The organism is Pseudarthrobacter phenanthrenivorans Sphe3, assembly GCF_000189535.1.
GTDB classification, from domain to species: Bacteria; Actinomycetota; Actinomycetes; order Actinomycetales; family Micrococcaceae; genus Arthrobacter; species Arthrobacter phenanthrenivorans.
In genome coordinates this window covers 1,831,104-1,854,623 of the sequence record NC_015145.1, presented here as the reverse complement: position 1 = coordinate 1,854,623, position 23,520 = coordinate 1,831,104, and the positions used below count along the sequence as shown (strand labels likewise).

The 23,520-nt window shown below is 64.3% G+C and carries 26 protein-coding genes; 4 read left to right on the top strand and 22 right to left on the bottom strand.

The window, feature by feature from the left end; all coding sequences use genetic code 11:
• Positions 1–168: 168 nt before the first annotated feature.
• Positions 169–714, top strand: a complete 546-nt coding sequence (locus ASPHE3_RS08540; protein ID WP_013600818.1) for a hypothetical protein — start codon at positions 169–171, stop codon at positions 712–714.
• A gap of 8 nt (positions 715–722) precedes the next feature.
• Here the strand turns inward: ASPHE3_RS08540 and ASPHE3_RS08535 are convergent, their stop codons facing one another.
• From ASPHE3_RS08535 to ASPHE3_RS22020, 3 genes are all read right to left on the bottom strand, one after another.
• Positions 723–1,310 carry an RBBP9/YdeN family alpha/beta hydrolase gene (locus tag ASPHE3_RS08535; RefSeq protein WP_013600817.1) on the bottom strand — a complete coding sequence of 196 codons (588 nt, stop codon included), beginning with the start codon at positions 1,308–1,310 and terminating at the stop codon, positions 723–725.
• Between the two features lie 206 nt (positions 1,311–1,516).
• Entirely contained in the window at positions 1,517–2,128 is a 612-nt protein-coding gene (locus ASPHE3_RS08530; RefSeq protein WP_013600816.1) for a carboxymuconolactone decarboxylase family protein, read from the bottom strand.
• A 391-nt stretch (positions 2,129–2,519) separates the two neighbouring features.
• On the bottom strand, positions 2,520–3,083 hold the full coding sequence (locus ASPHE3_RS22020) for a hypothetical protein (protein WP_141000416.1): 564 nt from the start codon (positions 3,081–3,083) through the stop codon (positions 2,520–2,522).
• A 79-nt stretch (positions 3,084–3,162) separates the two neighbouring features.
• Between ASPHE3_RS22020 and ASPHE3_RS08520 the strand changes: the two genes are divergently transcribed.
• Positions 3,163–3,597, top strand: a complete 435-nt coding sequence (locus ASPHE3_RS08520) for a hypothetical protein (RefSeq protein ID WP_013600814.1) — start codon at positions 3,163–3,165, stop codon at positions 3,595–3,597.
• 28 nt (positions 3,598–3,625) lie between these two features.
• On the opposite strand, the gene ASPHE3_RS08515 is transcribed toward ASPHE3_RS08520, so the two are convergent.
• From ASPHE3_RS08515 to ASPHE3_RS08445, 15 genes are all read right to left on the bottom strand, one after another.
• Complete coding sequence (locus ASPHE3_RS08515; protein ID WP_148258088.1) at positions 3,626–3,919, bottom strand: hypothetical protein; 294 nt, start codon at positions 3,917–3,919, stop codon at positions 3,626–3,628.
• A 118-nt stretch (positions 3,920–4,037) separates the two neighbouring features.
• The gene (locus ASPHE3_RS08510) at positions 4,038–4,388 is read right to left on the bottom strand and encodes a hypothetical protein (protein WP_013600812.1); all 351 of its coding nucleotides are present in this window, start codon (positions 4,386–4,388) and stop codon (positions 4,038–4,040) included.
• A 396-nt stretch (positions 4,389–4,784) separates the two neighbouring features.
• Entirely contained in the window at positions 4,785–5,315 is a 531-nt protein-coding gene (locus tag ASPHE3_RS08505; RefSeq protein WP_013600811.1) for a gluconokinase, read from the bottom strand.
• Positions 5,312–6,394 carry an L-idonate 5-dehydrogenase gene (locus ASPHE3_RS08500; protein ID WP_013600810.1) on the bottom strand — a complete coding sequence of 361 codons (1,083 nt, stop codon included), beginning with the start codon at positions 6,392–6,394 and terminating at the stop codon, positions 5,312–5,314. The genes ASPHE3_RS08505 and ASPHE3_RS08500 overlap by 4 nt, the downstream gene beginning before the upstream one ends.
• A complete protein-coding gene (locus ASPHE3_RS08495) occupies positions 6,394–7,164 on the bottom strand; it encodes an SDR family oxidoreductase (protein WP_013600809.1) in 771 nt (256 codons plus the stop codon). The genes ASPHE3_RS08500 and ASPHE3_RS08495 overlap by 1 nt, the downstream gene beginning before the upstream one ends.
• Positions 7,161–8,105, bottom strand: a complete 945-nt coding sequence (locus ASPHE3_RS08490) for a 2-hydroxyacid dehydrogenase (protein WP_013600808.1) — start codon at positions 8,103–8,105, stop codon at positions 7,161–7,163. The genes ASPHE3_RS08495 and ASPHE3_RS08490 overlap by 4 nt, the downstream gene beginning before the upstream one ends.
• 36 nt (positions 8,106–8,141) lie before the next feature.
• Complete coding sequence (locus tag ASPHE3_RS08485) at positions 8,142–8,891, bottom strand: SDR family oxidoreductase (protein ID WP_013600807.1); 750 nt, start codon at positions 8,889–8,891, stop codon at positions 8,142–8,144.
• A gap of 66 nt (positions 8,892–8,957) precedes the next feature.
• On the bottom strand, positions 8,958–10,295 hold the full coding sequence (locus ASPHE3_RS08480; RefSeq protein WP_013600806.1) for an MFS transporter: 1,338 nt from the start codon (positions 10,293–10,295) through the stop codon (positions 8,958–8,960).
• 55 nt (positions 10,296–10,350) lie between these two features.
• Positions 10,351–11,358 (bottom strand): 5-oxoprolinase subunit C family protein, encoded by a 1,008-nt coding sequence (locus ASPHE3_RS08475; protein ID WP_013600805.1) that lies wholly within the window; start codon positions 11,356–11,358, stop codon positions 10,351–10,353.
• Positions 11,355–12,086, bottom strand: a complete 732-nt coding sequence (locus tag ASPHE3_RS08470; RefSeq protein WP_041652033.1) for a 5-oxoprolinase subunit B family protein — start codon at positions 12,084–12,086, stop codon at positions 11,355–11,357. Before ASPHE3_RS08470 ends, ASPHE3_RS08475 begins: the two co-directional genes overlap by 4 nt.
• Before the next feature lies 1 nt (position 12,087).
• Positions 12,088–12,876: a LamB/YcsF family protein gene (locus tag ASPHE3_RS08465; RefSeq protein ID WP_013600803.1), complete on the bottom strand. Its 789-nt coding sequence runs from the start codon at positions 12,874–12,876 to the stop codon at positions 12,088–12,090.
• A 283-nt stretch (positions 12,877–13,159) separates the two neighbouring features.
• On the bottom strand, positions 13,160–13,990 hold the full coding sequence (locus ASPHE3_RS08460) for an ABC transporter permease (protein WP_013600802.1): 831 nt from the start codon (positions 13,988–13,990) through the stop codon (positions 13,160–13,162).
• Between the two features lie 2 nt (positions 13,991–13,992).
• Positions 13,993–14,913, bottom strand: a complete 921-nt coding sequence (locus tag ASPHE3_RS08455; RefSeq protein ID WP_013600801.1) for an ABC transporter permease — start codon at positions 14,911–14,913, stop codon at positions 13,993–13,995.
• Positions 14,910–16,034, bottom strand: coding sequence for an ABC transporter ATP-binding protein (locus tag ASPHE3_RS08450; RefSeq protein ID WP_013600800.1), 1,125 nt, complete (start codon positions 16,032–16,034; stop codon positions 14,910–14,912). The genes ASPHE3_RS08455 and ASPHE3_RS08450 overlap by 4 nt, the downstream gene beginning before the upstream one ends.
• A gap of 50 nt (positions 16,035–16,084) precedes the next feature.
• Complete coding sequence (locus tag ASPHE3_RS08445; RefSeq protein WP_013600799.1) at positions 16,085–17,164, bottom strand: ABC transporter substrate-binding protein; 1,080 nt, start codon at positions 17,162–17,164, stop codon at positions 16,085–16,087.
• A gap of 307 nt (positions 17,165–17,471) precedes the next feature.
• Between ASPHE3_RS08445 and ASPHE3_RS08440 the strand changes: the two genes are divergently transcribed.
• A complete protein-coding gene (locus ASPHE3_RS08440) occupies positions 17,472–18,392 on the top strand; it encodes a LysR substrate-binding domain-containing protein (protein WP_013600798.1) in 921 nt (306 codons plus the stop codon).
• A gap of 839 nt (positions 18,393–19,231) precedes the next feature.
• On the opposite strand, the gene ASPHE3_RS08430 is transcribed toward ASPHE3_RS08440, so the two are convergent.
• Together ASPHE3_RS08430 and ASPHE3_RS08425 are read right to left on the bottom strand one after the other, a co-directional pair.
• Positions 19,232–19,909 carry a 4-carboxy-4-hydroxy-2-oxoadipate aldolase/oxaloacetate decarboxylase gene (locus tag ASPHE3_RS08430; RefSeq protein WP_013600795.1) on the bottom strand — a complete coding sequence of 226 codons (678 nt, stop codon included), beginning with the start codon at positions 19,907–19,909 and terminating at the stop codon, positions 19,232–19,234.
• Between the two features lie 27 nt (positions 19,910–19,936).
• Positions 19,937–21,145, bottom strand: a complete 1,209-nt coding sequence (locus tag ASPHE3_RS08425) for an aspartate transaminase (RefSeq protein ID WP_013600794.1) — start codon at positions 21,143–21,145, stop codon at positions 19,937–19,939.
• 226 nt (positions 21,146–21,371) lie between these two features.
• On the opposite strand from ASPHE3_RS08425, the gene ASPHE3_RS08420 reads away from it, so the two are divergent.
• A complete protein-coding gene (locus ASPHE3_RS08420) occupies positions 21,372–21,890 on the top strand; it encodes a hypothetical protein (RefSeq protein WP_148258087.1) in 519 nt (172 codons plus the stop codon).
• Between the two features lie 220 nt (positions 21,891–22,110).
• On the opposite strand, the gene ASPHE3_RS08415 is transcribed toward ASPHE3_RS08420, so the two are convergent.
• Positions 22,111–23,001 (bottom strand): carboxylesterase family protein, encoded by an 891-nt coding sequence (locus ASPHE3_RS08415; protein ID WP_254363015.1) that lies wholly within the window; start codon positions 22,999–23,001, stop codon positions 22,111–22,113.
• A complete protein-coding gene (locus tag ASPHE3_RS22630) occupies positions 22,922–23,365 on the bottom strand; it encodes a carboxylesterase family protein (protein ID WP_254363013.1) in 444 nt (147 codons plus the stop codon). Before ASPHE3_RS22630 ends, ASPHE3_RS08415 begins: the two co-directional genes overlap by 80 nt.
• Positions 23,366–23,520 lie beyond the last annotated feature (155 nt).

The following is a 23,520-nucleotide window of genomic DNA, read 5'->3' as shown; positions in this document are numbered from 1 at the left end:
TGAAGCAGAACCCTCGGAAATTGTTTCGGCCCGTACCCCCTCGACATGCTCAATAAGGGTACTTAGTATTGGGCAACCGGTAGTTACGTTTTTCGCGAAGGGACTGGCCATTCCGGATTTCCCGGGCTGCCAGGAACCTTAAATCCTCCGACCTCCCGCCCATTTCGGGTGGACTCCTGTACCTTCGGCCCGACCAGGAAAGAACCGTCACCACATCAGATCATTGCATTCCTGCTACCCGGAACCCTGCTCGTCTTACTGGCCCTGCTGGACATCGGTTTCTGGTGCGGCGGCTGGCTGCTCGGGCTCCCGGCCTGGGGGCTGCTCCTGAGCCGGTGGACTCCGGAGAACCCGCTCCCTGCAGTGCAGGTGCTGAAATTCCTGGGGCTGCTGGTGCTGGGCATGACGATCTACACGTTCAACATCATGTGGGTGATTTTCAGCCTCGGCCTTTTCCTACTCCCGATCATCCCCCTGGTCCGGCTGGCCCACCCTGGGTACCGGGCCAAGCCCCTGCAGGCGGCAACGGAGGTACTTCTGGCCGTGGCTGCCCTCGTGGTTGCCTTTGCTACTCCCACCCCCGAAGGGTCATGGTCCTCGCCCTGGATCTACGCCGGCGGGGCGGCCACTGCAGGGCTGATTATCGCTTGGTGGGCCAGTGGACTCCCCCGCCGCAGCCAAGGTGCCCGCCTCAACGACGGCGCCGTCGTCTAGGTGTTTCCCTAGCGCGACCGTAACAGGTCGAGCACAGCTGGGAATCTGGTCACCCCATCTTTGGCCATGAAGTGTCCGGCTTCCGGGTGGACTTGTACCTGCGCGTCGAGGCGTTTAGCGAGCTCATCCGAGGCTGCGGGCGGAACAAAGGGATCCGTTTCAGACCGGATCACGGTTCGTGATCGAATGCTTTGGGCCAAGCGTTCTACGTCAACTCCCATTGAAAGGTAACGGTCCAGTTCCGGCAATGACTCCAGTGGCTCAACGAACCCGGCCACCAAGACAATGCCGCCCAACTCCCACACCTCCGAAAGGCCGGCCAGCACGCGCAGAGCGGTGATTGCACCGAGGGAATGCGCAACTATCACCGTTCCCGCGTCCGGTACCCCGAGTGCTGCACCGACAGCGTTCTCCCATCCTGTCACTTCCGGGGCGTCTGGATCCGGGAGGGGAACGGCAGTGACGCGGACGCCTTCAGCCTCCAGGGTGTTTTGGAGCCAAGGGAACCAGTGGGCGTCCGGCGCCGCCTCGTATCCGTGGACAATGATGACGCGCTGAAGGGAATGAGACAGGCGGTCGGTGGTTTTATCGCTCATAAGCAATGACCCTATGGCAGTCGATTTGGGAGGCGGCTGCGAGGGGAATCGAGAAGGGTGCGCTCAGCGAACGGGGCGCACCTTTTTCGTGCCCGCGTTGCGGAAATATCCCAGGGTTTCCCCTTCCAGCGGAGCCGCCAAGCCACTCCATCTGGAACGTGCCCCAGAAAAGCGTTCCAAGCGGTTTCACCGGCATGGCAATATTTTCACCGGCTGAGGGCGCCGCCCACTCCGGGAACCCGCATCGGGAACAAGGGTGTCAGCAGCGCGCTCTGCAGTTCCTCGCTGATCCCCTCGGGTACGTCGAGTTCCACACCCATGGCCAGCAGGGCGCGGCTGAAGAAGTTCCGGGCCGCCGCGGCCATGGTGATGTCGACGATTTCACGGTCACTGAAGCCGGCGTCGCGCAGTCGCTGGGCGTCCGCGTCCGTCATGGTGGCCACGTCGGTGCTTAGCTTGACGGCGTAATCCATCATGGCCACCTCAGCCTCCGACAACCCCGCGTTGTGAAAGTCTTTGGCGATGGCGTGCAGCTGCTTTTCGCCGATGATCTTGAGGGTCTTCTTCCCGTGGGCAAGCCGGCAGTGCGACGAGCCGATAGCCTGGGCGGCGGCCAAGGTCACAAGCTCGTAGCGGCGTAGACCGAGAGAGCTGCTGATCGCCTTGGTCAGTGATTCCCAGGCAAGGAACGCCTCTGGGTTCAGACTCATGGCCTTGGTGTGGCTCGGCACGTAGCCAAGTGAATGCCGGTCGGCTTCGTAGATTTCGGCGATAAGGCCGGTGGCTTCAGCTTCGGGTGTCATTCTCAGGATTGTCATGGGAGCTCCTCTGACTGCTGGCCTCGGCCGACCAGCCCTGTGACGCCTTTCCCAGCACGGAGGCTCTTGCTGACATTATGCTCCGTTTTGTGGGACCTTAAACGACTTGAATCCCCCTGTTTTGAGCAGACCGGGGTAGTCAAAACTTACTGCAGGGCCGCGCGCAAACGTTCCGACAGCTCTTCGAGGGATTCCCGCCATTCAGGTTCGTCGGCCCCGTGGGCTGTTACCCAGTCGGCGAAGTTCCCCGGCAGGTCCCCGACCGGGTTGCCACAACTCACTGCAGTGGCGTCTACGGCCGCGATGGCTATGCTGCCTTCCGGGCCTCGACGTAGCCGCCGGGGGCCCGACACGGCCTGCTGTCCCTCCGCCGGCCACAGCTGCCCCTGGATCACTGAATAGCGGCAGTGATGCGTACTGACGCGAATGCACCCGTTCCCCACTCAGACTCATCGACTTCTCCGTTCATGACGTCGACCGTCATTCCCCCAGACCGCAGCTCAACAGTCCGGACATTGGGCGTGCCGCACGTGAAATCGAAGGAGTGGTTGAACGGGCTCGCGCCAGGCGTGCTCTGGTCCAAGATCATTCTGGCTTTCGAAGTGCCAATGCAGGCAATTGTGATGTCGTAGCTTCCGTCAGCGGGAACCTGACCGTTCACCACGAAGGAATTCATTTTGCCACTGATCATCTCGGTCACGTCCAGATAGGCATCCCTCGTTGGGACCCCCAGCACCTCGTCCAGCTTCGCCCGGTTGCCCTGCTCAAGATCTAGAACATGAGAAGGCTTCGTTGCAGGCACTTGTGGTACTCGAGAGACGGCTGTTGCGCCACGTGACGGCTCGCTGAAACCGTCCTGGTATTCACAACTGGTCAGCCCTGCGCCGACCGCAACCGCCGCCGCCAAGAAGGCACACGAGCACCATACCTGCCGTGCTCCCCCAAAACGTGACATGTCCCTGAGCCTACGCCACCCTTCACCACCGGAGGTGAACTGTAGGCTGGCAGGACCATAAGCCTGAGGGGGCAGCGCTATGAAAAACCACCACATTCCTACCGCAACACTCGCCACGGTATTCCTGCTGGCCGGCTGCACGTCGGCCCCAAATATCAGTGCCTTGGACAGCCCAGCCAATGAACAGGACCAGCTTCCCGCTGGCATCACCATCTGGCCGGAGGAGGAGATCCCTGCCAGCAGCGTGAGATTCCTGGTCGAGCACAATGAGATCAGGTATTTCGGAGCAAAGAGCGCCGACGGGAAACGCGCTTGCGTCGCTGCCTTGCCGGAGGACGGGAATGCCTCCTGGATTGCAGGATGCTCGGACTTGAGGGATGACAGGGAGATCGTTCGTGTTAGTGGCACAGGGGTCGTTGAGACCGTCTTGATGTCCGACGGCTTTGACGTCGACAAGCTCGTCGGCGACGGGTGGAAGCCCATCCACAAAAACATCGTCATCTCCGCACCCTAGGCTGCTCTCGCCTGGGCTGGACTCCAGTTCAGTCCTGCTGCCGGCGGCCGCGGACCCTGATGACCTCGGTAATCCCGCCCAGCGCCAGGGGGAATGACACGACGGCAGCCAGGTGTCGCAGCAGGCTATAGGGGTCCTCCACTACTGCCCAACCAACGAGAAGCCCCGGTAATCCAACAAAGATGCTCACCCAGACAGGGTTGCTGCGGAGGTGAGACCAGGCGGCAGCCGTGAGTGACAGCGCGCAGCCGGCCGTGATGAACAGACCACCGATCCGCGCCTTCTCGAGCATTGCCGGCTCGGGCGCCCAAATGAATAACATGGTCTGCGCCAGGCCGATACCAATCAGGACCCAGCGAGGCGAGGACAAGCAGGATCCAGGCGATGGTTCCGGCCTTACGACGCCCTGCTTCAGACAGGGGCTTCATCTGGCCCCTCCCCTATGAAGTCCTTCGTTGGGATGTGGCAGCCTTTGCGCGGTTTTCAACCGTGCGGCCCCAAGCGACCCCCGCAGATGCTCCCGCCAGGAACCCGCCGAACCAGGCATATCCTGCCGTGCCTAGTGCGAACCACACTGCGATGAACACAACGAGAACGACGGAGCTCATCCACCGCTTGGTCACGCCGAACCGCACGAGGAGGGCAGCTGCGAGCAGGCCTGCGGACATGGCTCCGATTTCCAGCAGCACCTGCTTCGTTGGCACGAAGACCATCACGGCCACAGTGGCCAACAAGACCAGTCCGCTGAAGATCAGCGCCCCCTTCCAGGGGCGCCGGCGATTACTTCCCACAACTGCCAACTTTCTCTTGATCTCCATGCGCTCGGAGTGGCCCGGGGCCAGCGGTGATCGCGTCTTTGCGGACGGACCATCGGCCAACCGCCGCGGCCGCACCTACGGTTGCCGCCCATAGTCCCAGCCAGCCGGGGTGCCAGCCGAAGCCGAGTTGGCCGGCCACCGCCCAGAAGGCCAGGGTCGGCATCACAAAGAACGCTCCGATGTGAATCCACTGCCTCCGTACAGGGCGCAGCAGGTAAGCCAGCAACCACCCCAAGGGCCCACCCAGAGCGTGGTGCGATCAGCCAGCCCTTGACGAACGAGGAGGCGTCAAGGACGACCCGCTGTTGCCCGCTCACCTCGCGGCGAGTTCTTTGCGGCGGAAGGTCGCCCGCCCAGCTCGACGATCCATCAAGAAATGCGCACCTTGCTTGGCAAGTCGACCAAGTGGCGAACAAGTCGGTTCACCAGTGATTCCGGGTCCTCTCGGATGTCCATGGCAATGTGCGGCTCATCGGGTTCGAGCGGTTCGAGGGTTGCCAGCTGGGAGGCGAGCAGGCTGCCCGGCATGTACTCGTGTTCCCTGCTGCTCAACCGGTCTGAAATGGTTGCTGCGTCGCCGGTGAGATGAATGAACACCGTATCGGGGGCGAAGCTGCGCAGGAGGTCCCGGTAACTGCGCTTGAGCGCGGAGCAGGCGATGACGCTGGAGCCTGCTTCCCCGGCAGGGCTCACCAGCGCCATACCGATTTCAGTAAGCCAGGGCGCCCTGTCGTCGTCGTTCAAGGGAATTCCGGCGGCCATTTTGGCCTTGTTGGCGGGCGGGTGGAAGTCATCGCCGTCGAAGAACGGAACCCCCAGCCTCTCCCCCAACAGGGAACCCACAGTTGACTTTCCGCACCCCGAAACGCCCATTACCACCAGGGCCGGCAGCTGGCTCATGATGCCCTCACTGCACCGAAGCTGAGCAGGACTTTCCCCGACTCGGCTGAGTTGCGGGCGACGCCAAAGGCTTCCAGCGCCTGTTCCACGGGGTACTCATGCGTGATGACGGGCTCGATGTGCAAGGTGCCGTCGGCGAGGGCGGCGATGACGTTGTCGATCTCGTCGTTGAACCGGAATGACCCCTTCAGCTCGAGTTCCCGCGTAATTGCCAGCGAGATCAGCACCGGCTGCGGCCCGGTGGGCAGCAGCCCCACCATCACCACGGTGCCGCCGCGGGTTGCGCCCTGGATGGCCGACGCCAGGCCGTGGTGGTTGCCGGAGGATTCAATCACGACGTCGGCCTCCACAGCGGCGATCGCCTCGGCATCGGCAGCGGTGATTACCTGGTCCGCTCCCACGGCTTTAGCGATTTCCAGTGGCTTTTCGTGCATGTCGACGGCGGTGATGCGGCTTGCGCCCGCCCGCTTCAGGACAGCGACGGCAAGGGCGCCGATGGGGCCGCTGCCGATCACCAGCGCGGATTTCCCGGCCACGTCCCCGGCCCGGGCCACCGCGTGCCACGCCACGGAAGCGGGCTCGATCAGGGCGGCCGTGCGGAGGTCGATGCTGTCCGGCAGGGTGCGGAGCATCCGGGTGGGGAGGTTCACGTACCGGCTGAATGCCCCGTCCGTGTGCGGGAACCGGGCGGCGCTGCCCAGGTAGGTGCAGCCCGGCGACAGGTTGGGCCGGTCCGCCGGGTACCGTGCGGCGCCCGGGCCGGGAGTGGCCGGGTGGACCGCCACCGGGGTGCCGGCGGCTGGGCCGGTTCCGTCAGCTGCCGCCCGGACAACGGTTCCGGAAATCTCGTGCCCCAGCACCAGCGGTGCCTTCAGGATGGATTCGCCGGCGGCGCCGTGCAGCCAGTAATGCAGGTCCGAGCCGCAAATGCCTCCGTAGTGGACCTCGATCACTGCTTCATCCGAAGCGGGAGCGGCGAGGGTGAGCTTGTCGATCCGGAGGTCGTTGGCGGCATGGGCCACCACGGCCGGGCCAGTAATGGGAAGAGCCTGGTTGGGGAGTGCTGTATCCAGTGTCATCAGACCACCACCGTCATTCCGCCGTCGATAAAAATCGTCTGCCCGTTCACGAAGTCGGAGCCGCTGGACGCCAGCCACACGGCCGGCCCGGCAAGGTCCTGCACGGTCCCCCACCGGTTCGCGGGCGTGCGGCCCAGGATCCAGGAGTTGAACTGCTCATCGTCCACCAGGTTCTGCGTCATCTCGGTGTGGATGTAGCCCGGAGCGATCCCGTTGATCTGCAGACCGGACGACGCCCACTCGGCTGTCATGGCCCGGGTCAGGTTCCGCAGCCCGCCCTTGGCTGCAATGTACGGTGCGATGGTTGGCCGGGCCAGGTCCGTCTGGACCGAGCAGATGTTGATGATCTTGCCGTGGCCCCGCGGAATCATGAAGCGCGCCGCTTCCCTGCCCACCAGGAAAGCGCTGGTCAGGTCCGTGGTAATCACGCGCTCCCAGTCCTTCACGTCCAGGTCCAGCATGGGCACCCGGTGCTGGATGCCCGCGTTGTTCACCAGGATCTCCAGCGGCCCCACGTTCTCTTCCACCCACGCAACTCCTCGCGCCGCCTCGGCGTCGCGCGTGACATCAAAGGCGACACTGCGGATGCGCCCGGGCGCGAAGTCGCCAGCCATTGCTGCCGCGGCATCCTTGAGCCGCTCCCCGTTGATGCCGTTCAGCACAACCGTTGCCCCGGCGTCGGCCAATGCCCTGGCGAGCGCGTTGCCGATGCCGCGGCTGGAACCGGTGACAAGCGCAACGCGGCCGGTCAGGTCGAAAAGAGAACTCATGCGAAGGGACCTGCCTGCACCAGGTTGGCCGGGGCGTGGCCCGCGGCGAGCGCCTCGAGCTGCTTCCGGAGGAGTTTGAGGATCCGCGGCTGGAAGGCCGAGGCGTTGCCGCCCACATGCGGGGTGATCAGGGCGTTGGTGGTGGTCCACAGCGGGTGGTCCTGCGGCAGCGGCTCGGGATCGACGACGTCGAGGGCGCACTGCAGGCGGCCGGACAGTACTTCCTTGGTCAGGGCAGCGGTGTCCACCACGGCGCCGCGGCCCACGTTCACCACCAGGGCACCGTCCGGGAGCGCGGCCAGGACCTCTTCGCCGATCAGCTGGTGCGTGTGACCGTTCAGCGGCAGCACGGAGACAAGGATGTCGTGGTCGGCGGCGAGTGCCGTCAGTTCCGAGGACGCGTGGACCTCGCCGTGCTCATCGGTCCGGGCGGAACTCCCCACCCGGGTGACGTTGACTTCGAAGGGCTCTAGGCGGCGGGCGATCTCGTGGCCGATTCCGCCCACGCCCACCAGGAGCACCCGCCGGTCCGCCAGGGACTGGCGCCGCTCCGGCCGCCAGAGGCCGTGCTGCTGGTCCCTGACCGCCTGGTCGATGCCGCGCAGCTTGGCCAGGATCAGGCCGATGGCAAGCTCCGCCGTCGCCGCAGCGTGGACTCCGGAGGCATTCGCAACGCCTGCGTCCGGGCCGGCGGCCTCGATGACGCCGTCGTAGCCGGTGGACTGGGTCTGGACGAATTTCAGCTGCTCCACTCTGGCGAGGGATCCCAGTACTTCGCCGGCGTTGATGTACGGCAGGATGACGCCGTCGATCTCAGCCAGCGTCCCGCCGTCGGGATCCTCCTTCAGATCCCAGACAACTCCCCGCAGCCCGTCAGGCAGGGGCGAGAGGTCGTCGAGGAGCTGCTGGTCGGGGAAGCTGACGGTACGGACTGTTTGCATGGAGGAACCTATCAATCTGGAGCGGTAAGGACTGGGCTAGCGCCGGTCGAAGGTGAGGCCGCCGGGGACCTGGAACGTGGGCATAAGCTCCAGCATGCCAACATTAACGTGGCGGGGCGTTTCGATGGCGTAATCCATGGCGTTGACGATGTCATCGGTGGTCAGGGATTCGTAGCCCTCGTAGTAGGTCTTCCACGCCTCCTCCATCGCCTCCGGCGTGCCGCCCATGTTGCGGCCGAAGATTTCTGTCTCCACCCGGCCGGGACAGATTTCGGTGACGCGGACGCGCTTGCCCACCGTGTCGTTGCGGAGCTGGCGGGAGACCTGGTGCACCGCGGCCTTGGTGGCGTGGTACACCGTGTGGCCGTAAAAGTTGTAGGTGCCGGCGATGGAGCTGACGTTGATGACGTGCCCCAGGTCGCGTTCCACCATGCCCGGCAGCACTAGGCGGGTCAGCTGGAGCAGGCCGCGGAGGTTGACGTCCACGAGCTCGTCGATGTCGTCCTCGCTGGAGTCCAGGATATTGCCGGGGCGGGAGACGCCGGCGCAGTTCACCAGGACATCGACCTGCAGGTTTTCGACGGCGGCAGTCAGCGCCGCGGTGTCCGTCAGGTCCACAACATGGGGCACGGCGCCTGTCTTGTCCGCCAGTTCCTTCAGGCGGTCCTCGTTCCGGGCCAGGGCATGCACAGTCAGCCCGCGCTTTGCCAGGCGTTCGGCGATGGCGGCGCCCATACCGGTGGAGGCACCGGTCACCAGGGCGGTTGAGTAGTCAGAAAAAGTCACGGGGATCTCCAATGAGGGTGCAGCCAAGTGCTGCAGGTGTGGTGGGAAGTCTTGGTAAGGGATAAGTCAGGCGTCGCGGAGCGGCAGGTGAGCCCGATCCTTGACGGTGCTGACGGCAGCCAGCGTGCCCAATGCGGTGATGACCGCGTAGAAGGCGGGCATGTAGATGTTGCCGGTGGACGAGATCAGCCAGGTCATCAGCAGCGGCGCGGTACCACCGAAGAGTGCGGACGAGATGTTGTAGCCGAGGCCGTAGGCCGAGTACCGTACGCGGGTGGGGAACAGCTCCACGATCAGGATGTGGATCACCGCCGTATGTCCCGCGAAGACCACTGCCATGATCGAGGCGCCCAGGATGGCGAAGGCCATCTCGCCGGTGGCGATGAGCGCGTAGGACGGAATACCCAGGACGGCCATGGCGATGGCGGCACCGGCGATGACCTTCTTGCGGCCCACGCGGTCCGAGAGGGCGCCCATGAAGGGGATGGCGATGCAGATGACCACCAGGCTGCACGCGGTAACCAGCAGGGCCTCGCCGATGGTGAAGTTGAGCTGCTTTCCCTTCAGGAAGGTGGGCATGTAGGAGAACAGGACGTAGTAGCCGGAGCCGTTCATCAGCGGGATGAAGAGGGCCAGCAGCATGGCGCGGCGGTGTTCGGGTGAGGCGAAGGCTTCCTTCAACGGGTTCTTGGACAGCCCGCCTTCTTCCTTGAGTTTTTCGAAGTTGGGGGTGTCACTGATGGCCTTGCGGATGTACCAGCCGATGATGCCCATCGGAATGGCCACCAGGAACGGGATGCGCCAGGCGAACGCGCCGAACCCGCCGCCGTCGATTGCTTCCTGCGTGAGCCACGGGGACATGGAGTAGGCAACCAGGGTGCCGGTCAGCAGTGCTGCGAAGGAGGCGATCTGGGCGTAGGAGGTGATGACACCGCGCTTGCCTTCGGGGGCGTGCTCGGCAAGGAACGTCATGGCGCCGGCAGCTTCGCCGCCCACGGAGAAGCCCTGCAGCATGCGGAGCAGCACCAGCATGATGGGGGCCGCGATGCCGATGGCTGCGTAAGGAGGCAGCAGGCCGATGCCCGCCGTTGCCACGCTGATCAGCAGGATGACAAAGACGAGGAGCTTCTGCCGCCCGATCCGGTCACCCAGGTAACCGCAGACGACGGCGCCCAGGGGGCGGACAAAGAAGGAGACGGCGTAGCCGGCGAAGACGAAGAGGAGGGCGTTGTCCGGGTTCCCGGGCGCCAGGAAGACGAGGGCAAGCGTTCCGGCCATAAAGGCGAAGATGCCGTTGTCATAGAGTTCCACGAAGATACCGACGCAGCCGGCAGTGACAACTTTGCGGGTCTGCCTGCTGCTGAGCCGCTCCTGCGGCTGGGCCGCGTGCGTAGAGGTGGACATGGCTTTCCTTACTTAAGGGGATGGTAACAATGCTTGGCGGGTGAAGCGAGGGCTTTTAACTTCCGGCGGCGGGTGCGAGCTGTTGCCAGCCCGGCCGGCCGCCGATGCCAAGGAGTGGGAACACTGTGCCGATAGTAGAACGCAGCGTTTCCAGTTCCCTCAGCGCCGCCCGGTGCTTCGCTGTCGCTTCGGGGACGGAAGTTTTCTTGAACCTGATTTTGTGGCCGGGCCGAGCCTGCGCCAGCACGTCCAGCGAACGGCTGGTCACCACGGCAAGGACAGGGTAGCCGGCGGTCACTCCGCGTCCGCGGTGCAGCACCAGGAGTTCTTCCCGGGACGGCACCTCGATGGCGCCCACCGGGACGCCTCGGGACAGCACCTCGGCGCTGGACTGGCGTTCGGGAAGTGCTCCGCCGAGCCGGAGGCCGATGTGGTTGCTCCGGGCGCTGACGGTGTACTCCGTGCTGTAGAGCAGGTCAGCAGTGCTGCCGAACTCGTCCACGTCCGGGCCGTCGGTCACTTCCACCACCGCGGTACTGCTGAATTCGGGCCGGGTAAGGCCCAGGCGGAACAGCGGGAGGTCGAAATACGGCTGGCGGATGGGCGGAACAGTAGTGAAGGTTTTCAGTTCCGTGCCCTCGGTCAGCCGCAGGCCGAAGCCGATCACGGTGTCCGGCGCGCAGCTGCCCAGGAGCACCGGTGCCTCCACAGAACCGTGGACAGCCACATAGGCGCGGAGTCCGCCGTCGATCCTGCGCAGCGCCACCGTATCCCCCGCCCGTACGGATACAGGCTCCCACTGCTGGCACTCGCGCCCGCCCACGGTGAGGTGCAGCGGTGCGCCGGTGACGGCGATGAGGAGGTCCGTGGTGGCGCGCATGCGGAAGTCCAGTGCTGTCACTTCCAGCAGCGGGGCGTTGTCGTCGTTGCCGGCGAGGATGTTGGCGGCGCGGGCGGAAAACTGGTCCAGAGCGCCATTGACGGGGAGCCCGAACCGGGGGCCCCGGAAGCGACCCAGGTCCGTAACCACGGAGTTGCCGGGCTGCTGGATCATCAGGCTCATCGCGCTGCCTCCAGCTTCCGGCCGGCGTAGTCCGCGAAGTCTTCGGGCTGGACCTGGTGGAACCGCAGCGTGTCACCGGGAACGTAGGGAACCAGCGGCTCAGTGGTGGCGTCCAGGACAGTCAGTGGAGTCTGTCCGATCACGCACCAGCCGCCGGGTGCAACCGCGGGGGCAATGACAGCCTGCCGGCCGGCCACCGAGACGGCGCCTGCCGGTACGGACAGCCGGGGATCCTTCAGCCGCGGAACGGGGAACGGGAAGTCCGGGCCGTCCATCATCGGCGAACCGGCCGGTGCGCCCAGGCAACGGATCACGTAGGACTTGGTGGTGTGCAGCCGGATGATTTCCTCGGCGGAGAGCTGCTGCTGCTCGGCAACGCGCTCCAGGTCGGGGCCGTATTCCCCGCCGTACACTACCGGAACGCGGAATTCCCGGGGTGCGCGGGCAGGGGCGCCGGTGAATTCGAGCTGGCGCAGGCCCAGGAGGACAAAGGCCCGGACCTGGCGTGCTGACGTGACGGCTGGATCGAATTCCACGAGCAGCGAATCGTAGGTGGGCACTGCCCCGTGCACGCCGTCTGGCCCGGCAGCGTCCAGCCACCCGGCAAGGGCGTGGACGGTGGCCCAGTTGGCTTCCCGGTCCGGGGAGGACGCGACGACGCGCAGGGCGGCGTCACCGGATTCGAACACCTCCACCGGAGGCTGTGCTGGAGTAGGAGTGGCGGGCATGTCAGGCGGCTTCCACTTTGGCGGCCAGCACCTGCGTGAGCGGGGCGATGGTCACCCCGGCGCGTTCCAGTTCCGCACGGACCTGGCGGGCCAGCCGCACGGCGCCGGGGGTGTCCCCGTGGAGCAGGACGGTGTCCGCGACGATGGGCAGGTCCGTTCCGGCGACGGTTTCGATGACGCCCTCACAGACCATCCGGATGGTGCGGTCCACGATGGTTGGCTGGTCATGGATGACGGCGCCCGGCTGGCTGCGCGGCACCAGGGTGCCGTCGGCCTGGTAAGCGCGGTCGGCGATACCCACGATTCCCACGGGCAGCCCGCGGGCTGCGGCGGCATCGGCCAGTTCGCCGTCCTGTGCCAGGACGATGAGCTCCGGGTTGATGCGGGCGGCGGCGTCTGCCACGGCGTCTGCATAGTCGGCACGGGTGGCCACAAGATTGCCCAGCCGGCCGTGGGGTGCAACATGGACGACGGGGGCGCCATGGTAGGCGGCGAAGGCGTTCAGGGCCCCAAACTGGTACAGGACGTCATTGCGGACTTCGGTGCCCGTCAGGTCCATTGCGCGGCGGCCGAAGCCCCGCAGGTCCGGGAAGCTTGGGTGCGCCCCGATGCTGACGCCGCGGCGAACGCATTCGGCCACAGTGGCGGCCATGATGTCCGGGTCGCCGGCGTGGAAGCCGCAGGCGATGTTGGCGCTGGAAACCACTTCCAGCAGGGCTGCGTCGTCGCCCATCGAGTAGGCGCCGAAGCCTTCTCCGAGATCTGCAACGAGATCGACAATGGGTCCCATGTGAGCCCTCCTTGGGGTGATGGCGCAGCGCTGGCCAGGGCACAGCGGCAACTGCCGGAAGCGGAAGTGGGGGAACCAGCCGGTACGGCTTGGGTCCCGTGGCCCGGGGTACCGGGCTTGTAGAAAAAGTCTGGCACCGGGACTTTGATCACACAAAGACGTAATAGGTGTCACGGGATACGACCCTGTTATGACCCCTGCCACGTGAAGACACTCCTGCACGGCCCGCTGTTGCGGACCGGGCAGGAGTGTCTGTCGGATCGTTCCAGCGCGTGGGATGGCGTCAGCGAAGCGCCTTGCGCAGCCCCATGACGCGTTCGACGACGACCACCACGGCAAGCGAGATCAGGATCAGGATGACGGACAGCGCAGCGACGGCGGCATCTGCGGAGTTCTCCACGTAACGCAGCACCTGCACGGGCAGCGTTGGCAGACCCGACTCGGCCACAAACAGCGAAATAACTGCTTCGTCGAACGAGACGATGAAGGCTATGACGCCGCCGGCGATCACACCCGGCTGGATGATGGGCAGGGTCACCCGCCGGAAGACTGTCCACGAACCGGCGCCCAGAATGCGGGCGGCAGCTTCACACGACGTGTCCGTGGTGGCCAGGCTCATCAGCGTGGTCCTGATGACGAATGGGATGGTGATGGCGACGTGTCCGATGATGATGCCGGCATAGGTGTTGTTCAACTCCAAGGGCCCGAAGAGCAGGACCATGCCCAGGGCCAGGACGATGCTGGGTATCAGCAGCGGCGAGAGGAAGAAGGACTGGACGGCTGCCTTGGCCTTGAACTCGAACCGGTCCAAAGCCAGCGCTGCAGGCACGCCGAGTGCCAGCACAATGAGCGTGACAATCACCGCCACGATCAGGCTGACCTTCATGCCCTCCATGAAAGTGCTTTCCTCCGGAAGCATCTCGTACCACTTCAGAGTGAATCCTTCCGGCGGAAACGAGAGGTACTGGTTCGAAGCGAAGGACACCACGAACACGATCAGCAGCGGGGCCAGCAGGAACAGGTAGAGCAGGAACACCAGCAGCCCGAAGGCCGGTTTGGCGGGATTGAAGCGCGCTTTGAACACCTTGGCGCCGGTTAGGTTGGCACTGCTCACGGTCAGCCTCCGATCTTCTTGGTGAGGCGCTGGTAGACGGCGATGATGAGGCCGAACAGCACCAGCAGGATGACGGACAGGGCGGCCGCGAACGGCCAGTTGAGCAGCCCGGTGGTTTGGTCGTAGATCTCCGTGGCCAGGACCTGAACGCTGCCCCCACCCAGCAGGCGAGGCGTGATGAAGGTGCTGATGGAGAGGACGAAGACCAGCAGGAACGCCGTCAGGAGGCCGGGAAGGCACAGCGGAAGGGTCACCTTCGTGAAGACCTTGAATTTGCTGGCGCCCAATGACCCCGCGGCTTCCTCGAGCTGGGGGCTGAGCCGGCCGAAGCCGGAGATCATGGCCAGGATTGCGTAGGGCATGAAGATCTCCACGAGGCCGATGGTCACGCCGGTCATGTTGTTGGTGAGCTCCAGCGGGGTGTCGATCAGGCCGAGCCCATCCAAGGAGGAGTTGATCAGGCCGTTGGTTCCCAGGATCACCATCCACCCGTAGGTGCGGACCACGGCAGAGGTGAGCAGCGGAGCAATGGCGATGGCGATGAGCAGGCCACGGTATTTGCTCGTGCTGCGGGCAAGGAACAGTGCCACGGGGTAGGACACGATGACGCAGAGGATGCCGACGACAACCCCCATCTGGAAGGTGTCCAGCGTGACCCTCCAGTAATAAGGGTCGGTGAGGGGCTGGATGTAGGTGTCCAGCGTGAATGTTTCGACGATGACGCCGTCCGGGCTGCCTTGGTTGAAGGACATCCGGACCATGTACGCCAGCGGGAAAACGAAGCTGACCAGCAGGCCGAGCAGGCCCGGAAGCAGCAGGGCCAGGTAGGTGCGCCGGTTGCGCCGTTCGGTGGCCTTCTCCAACTGCCCTTCGTCCTGCGCCTTGGGCCTTTCCGGTGCTGCGGGGGCTTCGAGGACTGTCATGCCGCAAGCCTCTCCAACTTGGCTGGGGTCGGGAGGAGGTAGGCATCTTCCGGGTTCCAGGAGAGGTATGCGGCGTCCCCGATGCGGGGCAGATCACCGCTGCTGGTCAGCATCTGCGCCTGCAGTTGCTTCCCACCCACCCGGACGGCAACAGCCAGCGCGTCGCCGGTGTAGCTGACCCGTTCGATCGTCCCGGCGAGCGGTGCGTGCGCTGCCCCCGGGTGTAGGGACACGTTGAGCCGGTGCGGGCGGATGACCAGTTCATGCGTGCTGCCGGCCAGGCCGGTGGAGCCGATGGCGCCGAACTGCCCCAGCCCTTCGACGTCCACCTTGTAGTAGCTTTCCCCTGCCAGGTTGGCGCGGCCCGTCTCAGCCCCGACGCGGCCGGTCAGGAAGTTGGCCTGGCCGATGAAGTTGGCCACGAAATGGGTGCGCGGACGCTCGTACACCTCGGTGGGGGAACCGAACTGTTCAATCAGCCCCCCGTTCATGACGGCGATCCGGTCCGCCATGTCAAGAGCCTCGTCCTGGTCGTGGGTGACGAAGAGGGTGGTTGCCCGGGTGCGTTGCTGAATCGAACGGATTTCGGTGCGCATTGTTTCGCGGAGCTTGGCGTCAAGGTTGGACAGCGGCTCGTCGAGCAGGAGCAGGGTGGGCTCCACCACCAGTGCACGGGCCAGCGCGATGCGCTGCTGCTGGCCGCCGGAGAGCTCCTTGGTCTGCCGCTTGCCGAGGTGGCCCAGCTGGACCATGTCCAGCGCGGCCGCGACGCGTGCCTTCTGCTCAGCCTTGGACACCTGCCGCATTTCCAGCCCGAAGGCCACGTTCTGTTCCACGTTCATGTGCGGGAACAGGGCGTAGGACTGGAATACCATGCCCATGCCGCGTTTGTTGACAGGGGTGTGGGTGATTTCCTGGCCGTCCACCACTATGGATCCTGCGGTGGGGTCCATGAGGCCGGCAACCATGCGGAGGGTAGTAGTTTTGCCGCAGCCGGACGGACCGAGGAGTGCCACGAGGTGCCCCTCCTCAACTTCCATGTTCAGGCGGTCGACGGCGGGTTCCAGACCTGCTGCGTATCGTTTGGTCAGATCTACGATCGACAGTTTTGATTCAGTCACGGGGTTCAGTTCTCCTGAAGGGGAAGTGTGGGGAGGGGCACCGGCAGGTGCTACTTGGTGATGATTTGGCGCTTCCAGGTGTCGGTCCACTTGTCGCGGGCCGAGGACAGGAATTCGACGTCCAGGGGAACGATGTTCAGGGACCCGTCAGTGGGAACCACACGGTCCTTGACGTCGGCGGGCAGCTCGGCGTTGGTGACGGAGGGCGCGTAGAACAGGGCCTTGGCGAATGCCGTCTGCGCTTCAGCGGAGAGTGCGTAGTCGATGAATGTCTTGGCCGCGGCCGAGTGCGGGGCGTCCTTCACCAGGTTGATCGTGTTGATCTGGTAGACCGTGCCCTCCTTGGGGAAGGTAACGCCCATCTTCTTGTTGCTCTGGTCGCTGTAGAACTGGCCGCGCGCATTCTGGCCGAGGCCCAGGACGGTCTGGCCGGTGATGACGTTCTGGTATTCGTCCGGGTTCGGCGCGAAGGTCTGCACGCCCGGCGCCATTTCCTTGAGGCGGGTCACCGCGGAGTCAATGCTCTTGGTGTAGTCCTCGCCCTCCATCTTGGAGGTGATGGCGGTCAGTGACAGGCCCAGCAGGGAGGGCGGGGCATTCACGTTGATTTTGCCCGCGTAGGCTGGATCCCACAGAACCTTCCAGCTATCCGGTGCTTCGGGGAAGGTTGCAGTGTCGTACACCAGGCCTACTGCGTCGAGCATGGCAACCGGGCCGTACCCTTCCTTGTCCCGGAACTTTTCGGCGACGTTGGCAAGGTTCGGGACCGCTTCGGCGTCGATCTTTTCGAAGAGTCCCTGCTTGTTACCGGTGGTGGAAACGGAATTGTCCATGATGGCGACGTCGGTTGCGGGGTTGTTCTTCTGTCCCTGCAGGGCGCTGAGCATCTCGGCGGAGGACCGCTTGGAGGCGTAGTTGATCTTGATGTCCGGGTACTTCGCCTTGAACGGTTCGATGACCGCTGCGGTGTACTGGTCCTGCCACACGCCCGAGTAGGCAATGAGGTTCACTTCGCCTGAGGTGGCGCTGCTGCTTGCTGCCTGGCTGCCGCCCCCGCAGCCGGAAAGAACCAGTACTGCTGCGGAAAGGGCAGCCACGGCCGCCACTTTGCCTTTGATAGTTGCTCGCATTTGTTGTCTCTTTCTCAAGAAGAATCCGGGCTGGTGACGGATCCTTGGTTGCTTTGAAGCTATTGAGTGCATATTTCGGTGATGTAAAAGAAAACGCCTATTCCGGTAAACAGGACCTTTATGCATAATGCGTCTGACATCATCGTTAAATCGCATGCTTGGCCGGGGTTAGAATGGATTGCTCATGAAATAGCGTTCTGGGTTCAACCTAATGTCAGAGATATGCATCACACAAAGACCAGTTGCGTATCCCTCCATAGCATCCGGTTATGACCTTTATGGGACGCCGCAGAGAGAGAAGGCGGCCATGGATACGCGGAAGCTTGCGTACTTCGTGCAGATTGTGGATTCAGGAAGCATCACCAAGGCCGCGGCAGCGCTGCATGTGGCCCAGCCGGCCCTGAGCCAGCAGGTTTCGGCGCTTGAGAACGACCTCAAGCAGCGCCTGCTGATCCGCAGCAAGCAGGGGGTAAAGCCCACCGCCGCCGGGCACACGCTGTACCGGCATGCCCAGTCCATCCTGCGCCTGGTGGACCAGGCGCGGCAGGACGTCGCCAGGTCCGGGGCGGCACCGTCCGGCCGGGTGTCCGTTGCCATCGCGCCCTACAGCATGGCTTCAAGCCTGACGCCGCAGATCATCAGCGAGGTGGCCAGCCGGTATCCGGACATCGTCCTGCACGTCACGGAAATTTACGGTGGCGTGCTCAGCGAGGCCATCAAGAACGGCCGCCTGGACATGGCACTGATCTACGAGCCCGGGCCTATCCGCGGCGTGCAGTTCACCACGATGATCGTGGAAGACCTGCACTTCGTGGTCAATGCGGGCAGGGAGCGCGTGCAGCACGCCGACGGCGGCATCACGCTTGAGGAGGTGGCCCGCCACGGACTGTTCCTGCCCGAGCAGATCCACACCCTGCGCCAGGCGGTGGAGGCCGGCTTCGCCAGCAAGGGCCTCAAGCTCAGGCTGGTGGGGGAAGTGGAGTCTGTCCCCTCCCTCGCCAGGCTACTGCGGGCTGATCTTGGTGCCACCATCATGCCCAAGTCCGCTGCCGATGCCCTGTTCCACGAGGAGGACTTCCAGGTGTTGCGCATTGTGGACCCGGCGCTGCAGTGCAAGATTGCGCTGTGCACCCCCGACCATGATCCACTGTCCGAGGCGGCGTCCGCTGTCCTGCTCGTTGTGAAGGAAATGCTGCAGGAAATGCTGAGCAGTAAATATTCACGTTAGCTGGTCCATAGCTTCCGCTTATCGCGTCACTCATCATTGGTCTTAGTACTCTGCTTCCCCCGATCCTAGAATCTAAGAAAAGCCGGACAATTACGGCGAATCAATTCTTATGCGGATCAATGGGAGTGTACCGTGAAAAAGATAAACACCTTGGGGAGAAATTCGGGTAAAAGCGCGGCCCTAATGGCCAAAACCGGTTTCCACTGCCCCGCCAACGGTTTTTGGCGGCCCGAGGACCGGTCCGTTGAGCCTGTGTTTGTGTTCGAAGGCAGCATCATGCCCGCCGGCGGCCGGGGGTCCACCGTATGGTACCTGGAGGATGCGGTCTTCGGTCCGCCGGAGTATCCACTACCCGCACGGTAGGCCGCGGCCGGTTCTGCGCCGGCCTGGACTAGAGATGCCGGAGGTACCGTTGGAGCGCATCAAGGAACGAACGCCAGCTGCCCACAAGGTCCAGCTCCTCCCAGCCCCGCATTGTTTCGGCCAGCAGGGATTCAGGGGCCCTGGTGCTGTGCCGTGCACCGGTTGAGCCGCCTTCGGGAGACAAACAGTGGGGCAGGGCTATCGCTTCCATTATCGTTGATTTCCGACCCGTTCCCGCCCACCAAGACGTTGGCTGACGTCAGTTCGAGCCCGTCGTTAAATGCCTGCGCCACGGGCGGCAGGACTCCGGCCACTGTCGACGGTCCAGGACGTTCGCAGGGCGCCCCTCCCAGCCGCCGGATCGATATCTGTCGCGGGGCATGCGACCAACTCCGCAGCCGGCGCGGCGGTCAAGCGCTCAGCCGCCGGCCACTGCCACGCCGGCGGCTGCACGTGTGCTTCGCTGGAAAGCCCGGCTAGGCCTGTTCCACCAGCAGGCCTTTGGCTTTCAGGACGTCCGTGAGGTTGCAGAGATCGATGGTGGTGCCGCCTGCCTTGTACAGGTCAATGAGCTCACGCTCGGCGTCGTCACGTTCCTGGGAGAGGCGGATGACCTCCTCAATCTCGTCCCTGCGGACCACCACCACACCATCGGCGTCACCGCGCAGGACGTCACCGGGATAGACGATTTCGTCACCAAAGACCACAGGGTGGTTGATGGGGCCGATGGTCTCCTTAACCGTGCCCTTGATGGACACGCTGCCGGAAAAGACGGGCAGCCCGAGTTCAATGAGGTCCTGGGTGTCGCGGACACCGGAGTCCGTCACCAGCCCGGCCAGGCCCTTGGCCTTCATTGCGTTGCCCAGGACGTCGCCGAACGTCCCGGCTTCCTCGTACTCCCCTGCGGAAGCCAGGATGACGTCCCCCGGCTGGGCGTAGTGGATGGCCACCTGCAACATCAGGTTGTCCTTGGGGGCGCAGCGGACGGTGGTGGCGGGTCCGCAGAAGGACATGGCCCTGTCGATGGGCTTGATGCGGGAGCTCAATGCGCCTCTACGGCCCTGTGCCTCGTGGATAGTGGCTGACGAGAACTTCGCGAGCCGGCTGACGGCGTCGGCACTGGGACGGTCGATGGTGGTTTTTACGTGGATCACGGCGTTATTTCCTTCGATGGGGTTGGATCAGTTGAGGGCTTGGACGGCCTTGTCGATGGCGGCAATGGATTCCTCGATGATGTCCAAGCTGGTGGCATAGGAGATCCGGAAGTACGGGCCCAAGCCGTAGGCGGAGCCCTGGATCACAGCCACGGAGGCTGCATCAAGCAGGTAGAGGGTGAAGTCCTGGTCGCTACTGATGACTCGTCCTTCGGGCGTTGTTTTGCCGATGACCCCACCACAGTTGACGTAGGCATAGAAGGCGCCATCCGGCGTCGTGCATGACAGGCCATCGACAGCGTTCAGGGCGGCGACGGCGGTGTCCCGCCGCTTGCGGTAAATTTCCACGCTGTCCCGGACGAAGCGCTGGCTGCCGGTGAGGGCGGCAGCGGCGGCGGCCTGGCTCACGGAGGACGGGCAGGAGGAAATCTGGGACTGCAGCTTGTTGATGGCGGCAATCACCGGCGCCGGCCCGGCCGCGTATCCCAGCCGCCAGCCGGTCATGGCGTAGGCCTTGGACACGCCACTGACGGCCAGGATCCTATCCTTGAGTTCCGGGGCCACCTCCACCAGGCTGGCCAGCTTGCCTTCGCCGAAACAGATCTGGTCATAGATCTCGTCCGCCAGGACAGAGACGTGCGGGTGCCCGGCAAGGACGTCGGCGAGCGCCCGCAATTCGGCACGGGAGTAGACGGCGCCGGTGGGATTGGACGGTGCGTTGAGGATGACCCACTTGGTCCGGCCGGTGATGGCACCCGCCAGGGCCTCCGGGGTGAGCTTGAATCCGGAATCTTCGCCGCAGGGAACGACAACCGGCGTGCCGTCGTTGGCCAGCACCATGTCAGGGTAGGAAACCCAGTAAGGGGCGGGAACAATCACTTCGTCGCCGGCGTCGAGGGAGGCCATGAATGCGGTGAAGATGACCTGCTTGGCTCCCCCGCCGATGGTGATCTCAGCCGGCGTGTAGAGCAGGCCGGTGCGCTGCTCGAGGGTCTGGAGGATGGCCTTCTGCAGCGCCGGGGTTCCGGTGACCGAAGTGTACTTGGTTTCACCGCGGGTGATGGCCTCCACGGCGGCTGCCTTGATGTGCTCCGGGGTGTCGAAGTCCGGCTCGCCGACTGTCAGGTCGAGGATACGGCGTCCTTCCGCCTTGAGCTCACGCACGCGGGCCGCAGCAGCCACACTGGCTGAGGACTTGATGCGGGACACCCGCAAGGCAGGTACAAATTCTGGCATGGTCTCTTCCTAGGGAGTCAGGAGCGAGCGGGGCTCGTTTCCTTCGACAATAGGGAAATCCCGCTGGGGTGGATAAGACCTAAAGTGCGTGGGCGGATAAGCGTCCCTTATGGCTGGCCCATCCACACGTTCCGGTTATGGGTCCACGCACTATTGGTATTTCCGCGGCCGCTTCATTCTGTCTAGCCTCTAAGTTGGCCCGCCCGGCAATATCCGAAACCGAGGAGTGCTCTTGGCCGTTACGCATCACGCCGGTAGCGGCCAATATCGCTACCGCGGAACACCCAAACCTGACAAGACTGCGCTGCAGGCGGAAAAGCTTCGGAAACTGCTCAGGGCGAACCGGCAGCGACTGGCCTTCAACGCAAGCAGCAGCCGGCCCCTGTCCGCACGCCTGAACCAACACGTCGCGCAAGCGCTCCGTGACGGAATGAAGGTCGCCCGCTTGGCCGAAGCCGCAGGACTGACGCGCTGGACAGTCAGGACCATCGGTCTGTCCTACGATGACCTCGTGTCATCAGGCGAACCGCCCGAAGGCCAACGTGCCTTGATTGAGTCGCTCAGGGCCGAGCTGGCAGAGCTCGAGAAATCGAAGGCAGTCCTCGAACGGCAGCGGCTGAAGCTACTAGCTGCGGCACGCAAGCTTGGAGTCATGGACGCCTTCGAACTCGCCGCGCTTAGCGGACTCCATAGCGAGGAAATCCGAAAGCTGACCTGGGGCCTTCAAACTCAAACACCGGCGTAGGACACAACGTGCAACGCCATGATTTCAGCACAGTGACCGATGAGTTTTGGCTGAAGACGCCACAGAATCCAGCAGGTCAATTGCACCAGTGCCGCCTTGAGCAGAATTCGGGACGTTCCACCGCTCCTGTGGATGTACTCGACGATAACCCTGTTTCCGGTCCGACTTCTGCACTGCCCCTGGATGGAGGGGGCGGCTTCTTCTCCGTCGGCTCTATCGCCTACACGGCAGCGCTTCCCGACGTTGCAAGCACATCCGCCCAGAACTCACGCAGTTCCGAGCGCGGGTCCTCCTCCACCCGGAGAACCTCGTCCAGGATCATCGCCTGGCGTCCGTACCGGTAATCCGGCCAGGGCGGCAGGCCGGGAGCGGCGGGCAGACCGGCCCGGGCGAACGCGGCCCACGCCGAGCTCATGGCATCTCCCAAGCCCTGCGGCGCCCTCCCCCGCGTCAGAAACTCCGCCTCGGGCGAGCCAAGCTGCCGGAAAACGAACGGGATGTCCAGCGCGTGGCAGGCGCCCAGCTTGCCGCCCATCGCGGGACTCCGCCAGGTGAACAGGTAGGAAAAGGTCCTCCCCGTCGAGCCATGCCGGGCGTCAAGCAGCCGGTTGCTGGGCTGCCGGTACACCGCATCGGAAACAACTGCCTCCAGCAACTCCTTCCCGGAAGCCTCGGCCCCCAGGACAAGAGCAACAGCCTGCGCGTATTCCTCCAAACGGCCGGGCGCACCAAAATCCCTTAAAACCGCCGCAGCCCGCCCGGCGTACGGCGGATCCAACGGGTCCTTCGGCCGCATCTCGACGGCGAACGATCCCTCGTTCAGGTTCGTCCCCACCAGCAGGTCCACGCCGGAGTTCATGCCTGCCCGCACCGCCTCCAGCGGAGGCAAAGGAAGCGACGGCGTCCCGACCGCAGGCTGGAACGGCAGCGGCACGGCATACGTCTCCGCGCCAAATTGCTGCACCAGCTTCTCCTGGGCCTCGAGCAGCCGCTCCACCGGAAGCACCAGCAACTCCCGCGCGTCCCCAACCTCACACAGTGACAGGAACTCCCGGCTGAGCCGGGCAGAATCCGCCGCACTCCGGAACCTCTCGGCCGTCCCGCTCTGCATGATTGCCCGCCGCACCCGAAACATAGGCGCCGCCGTGAATCCACACCATCACCGGAAGCCCCGAACCGCACGCATCAGGCGTCCACACATTCAGGTTCAGGCACCCGTCCTCGCTCCACGTCCGCGGCTTCCGGCCGGGAGGAGCGGGAACCTCAGGGTTCTGCGGCGCTGCAGGGCCAGGCCCGGTACAGTCGCGCACCCCGGCCCAGCCGGAAGCAGGAACCGGCGGGCGGAAGCGGGCGGACCCAGCCGGCGAACCGGCATAGGGAATCCCCAGGAACCGGCTGACGCCGCGCCGTTCAACAACGGTCGCAGTGCCGCGGACCCGTCCCTCGGCGATGGTCACAGTGCGGGAAAGGCTCATGGGGGCAAGGCTCCTGGTGGGGTGTAGGTCCAACTGCCAGCTTCGCAGCCCGACCATGAACCGCACACTTGGCTTTCACCCATTGAAATCTGGTCTCTTGTCAAAGGAAAGCGCAGGCAATGATGGAGGTCACATTCCGGCCCTGCCGGACGAGT

Excerpts from the sequence above, each read along its gene's own strand:
- ASPHE3_RS08455 (WP_013600801.1), bottom strand. The coding sequence starts at position 14,913 with ATGACAGTCCTCGAAGCCCCCGCAGCACCGGAAAGGCCCAAGGCGCAG.
- ASPHE3_RS08445 (WP_013600799.1), bottom strand. The coding sequence starts at position 17,164 with ATGCGAGCAACTATCAAAGGCAAAGTGGCGGCCGTGGCTGCCCTTTCC.
- ASPHE3_RS22630 (WP_254363013.1), bottom strand. The coding sequence starts at position 23,365 with ATGAGCCTTTCCCGCACTGTGACCATCGCCGAGGGACGGGTCCGCGGC.
- ASPHE3_RS08470 (WP_041652033.1), bottom strand. The coding sequence starts at position 12,086 with ATGCCCGCCACTCCTACTCCAGCACAGCCTCCGGTGGAGGTGTTCGAA.
- ASPHE3_RS08530 (WP_013600816.1), bottom strand. The coding sequence starts at position 2,128 with ATGACAATCCTGAGAATGACACCCGAAGCTGAAGCCACCGGCCTTATC.
- ASPHE3_RS08500 (WP_013600810.1), bottom strand. The coding sequence starts at position 6,394 with ATGACACTGGATACAGCACTCCCCAACCAGGCTCTTCCCATTACTGGC.
- ASPHE3_RS08495 (WP_013600809.1), bottom strand. The coding sequence starts at position 7,164 with ATGAGTTCTCTTTTCGACCTGACCGGCCGCGTTGCGCTTGTCACCGGT.
- ASPHE3_RS08535 (WP_013600817.1), bottom strand. The coding sequence starts at position 1,310 with ATGAGCGATAAAACCACCGACCGCCTGTCTCATTCCCTTCAGCGCGTC.
- ASPHE3_RS08515 (WP_148258088.1), bottom strand. The coding sequence starts at position 3,919 with ATGTTATTCATTTGGGCGCCCGAGCCGGCAATGCTCGAGAAGGCGCGG.
- ASPHE3_RS08505 (WP_013600811.1), bottom strand. The coding sequence starts at position 5,315 with ATGAGCCAGCTGCCGGCCCTGGTGGTAATGGGCGTTTCGGGGTGCGGA.
- ASPHE3_RS08425 (WP_013600794.1), bottom strand. The coding sequence starts at position 21,145 with ATGCCAGAATTTGTACCTGCCTTGCGGGTGTCCCGCATCAAGTCCTCA.
- ASPHE3_RS08440 (WP_013600798.1), top strand. The coding sequence starts at position 17,472 with ATGGATACGCGGAAGCTTGCGTACTTCGTGCAGATTGTGGATTCAGGA.
- ASPHE3_RS08480 (WP_013600806.1), bottom strand. The coding sequence starts at position 10,295 with ATGTCCACCTCTACGCACGCGGCCCAGCCGCAGGAGCGGCTCAGCAGC.
- ASPHE3_RS08415 (WP_254363015.1), bottom strand. The coding sequence starts at position 23,001 with ATGCAGAGCGGGACGGCCGAGAGGTTCCGGAGTGCGGCGGATTCTGCC.
- ASPHE3_RS22020 (WP_141000416.1), bottom strand. The coding sequence starts at position 3,083 with ATGTCACGTTTTGGGGGAGCACGGCAGGTATGGTGCTCGTGTGCCTTC.
- ASPHE3_RS08475 (WP_013600805.1), bottom strand. The coding sequence starts at position 11,358 with ATGAGCCTGATGATCCAGCAGCCCGGCAACTCCGTGGTTACGGACCTG.
- ASPHE3_RS08490 (WP_013600808.1), bottom strand. The coding sequence starts at position 8,105 with ATGCAAACAGTCCGTACCGTCAGCTTCCCCGACCAGCAGCTCCTCGAC.
- ASPHE3_RS08465 (WP_013600803.1), bottom strand. The coding sequence starts at position 12,876 with ATGGGACCCATTGTCGATCTCGTTGCAGATCTCGGAGAAGGCTTCGGC.
- ASPHE3_RS08520 (WP_013600814.1), top strand. The coding sequence starts at position 3,163 with ATGAAAAACCACCACATTCCTACCGCAACACTCGCCACGGTATTCCTG.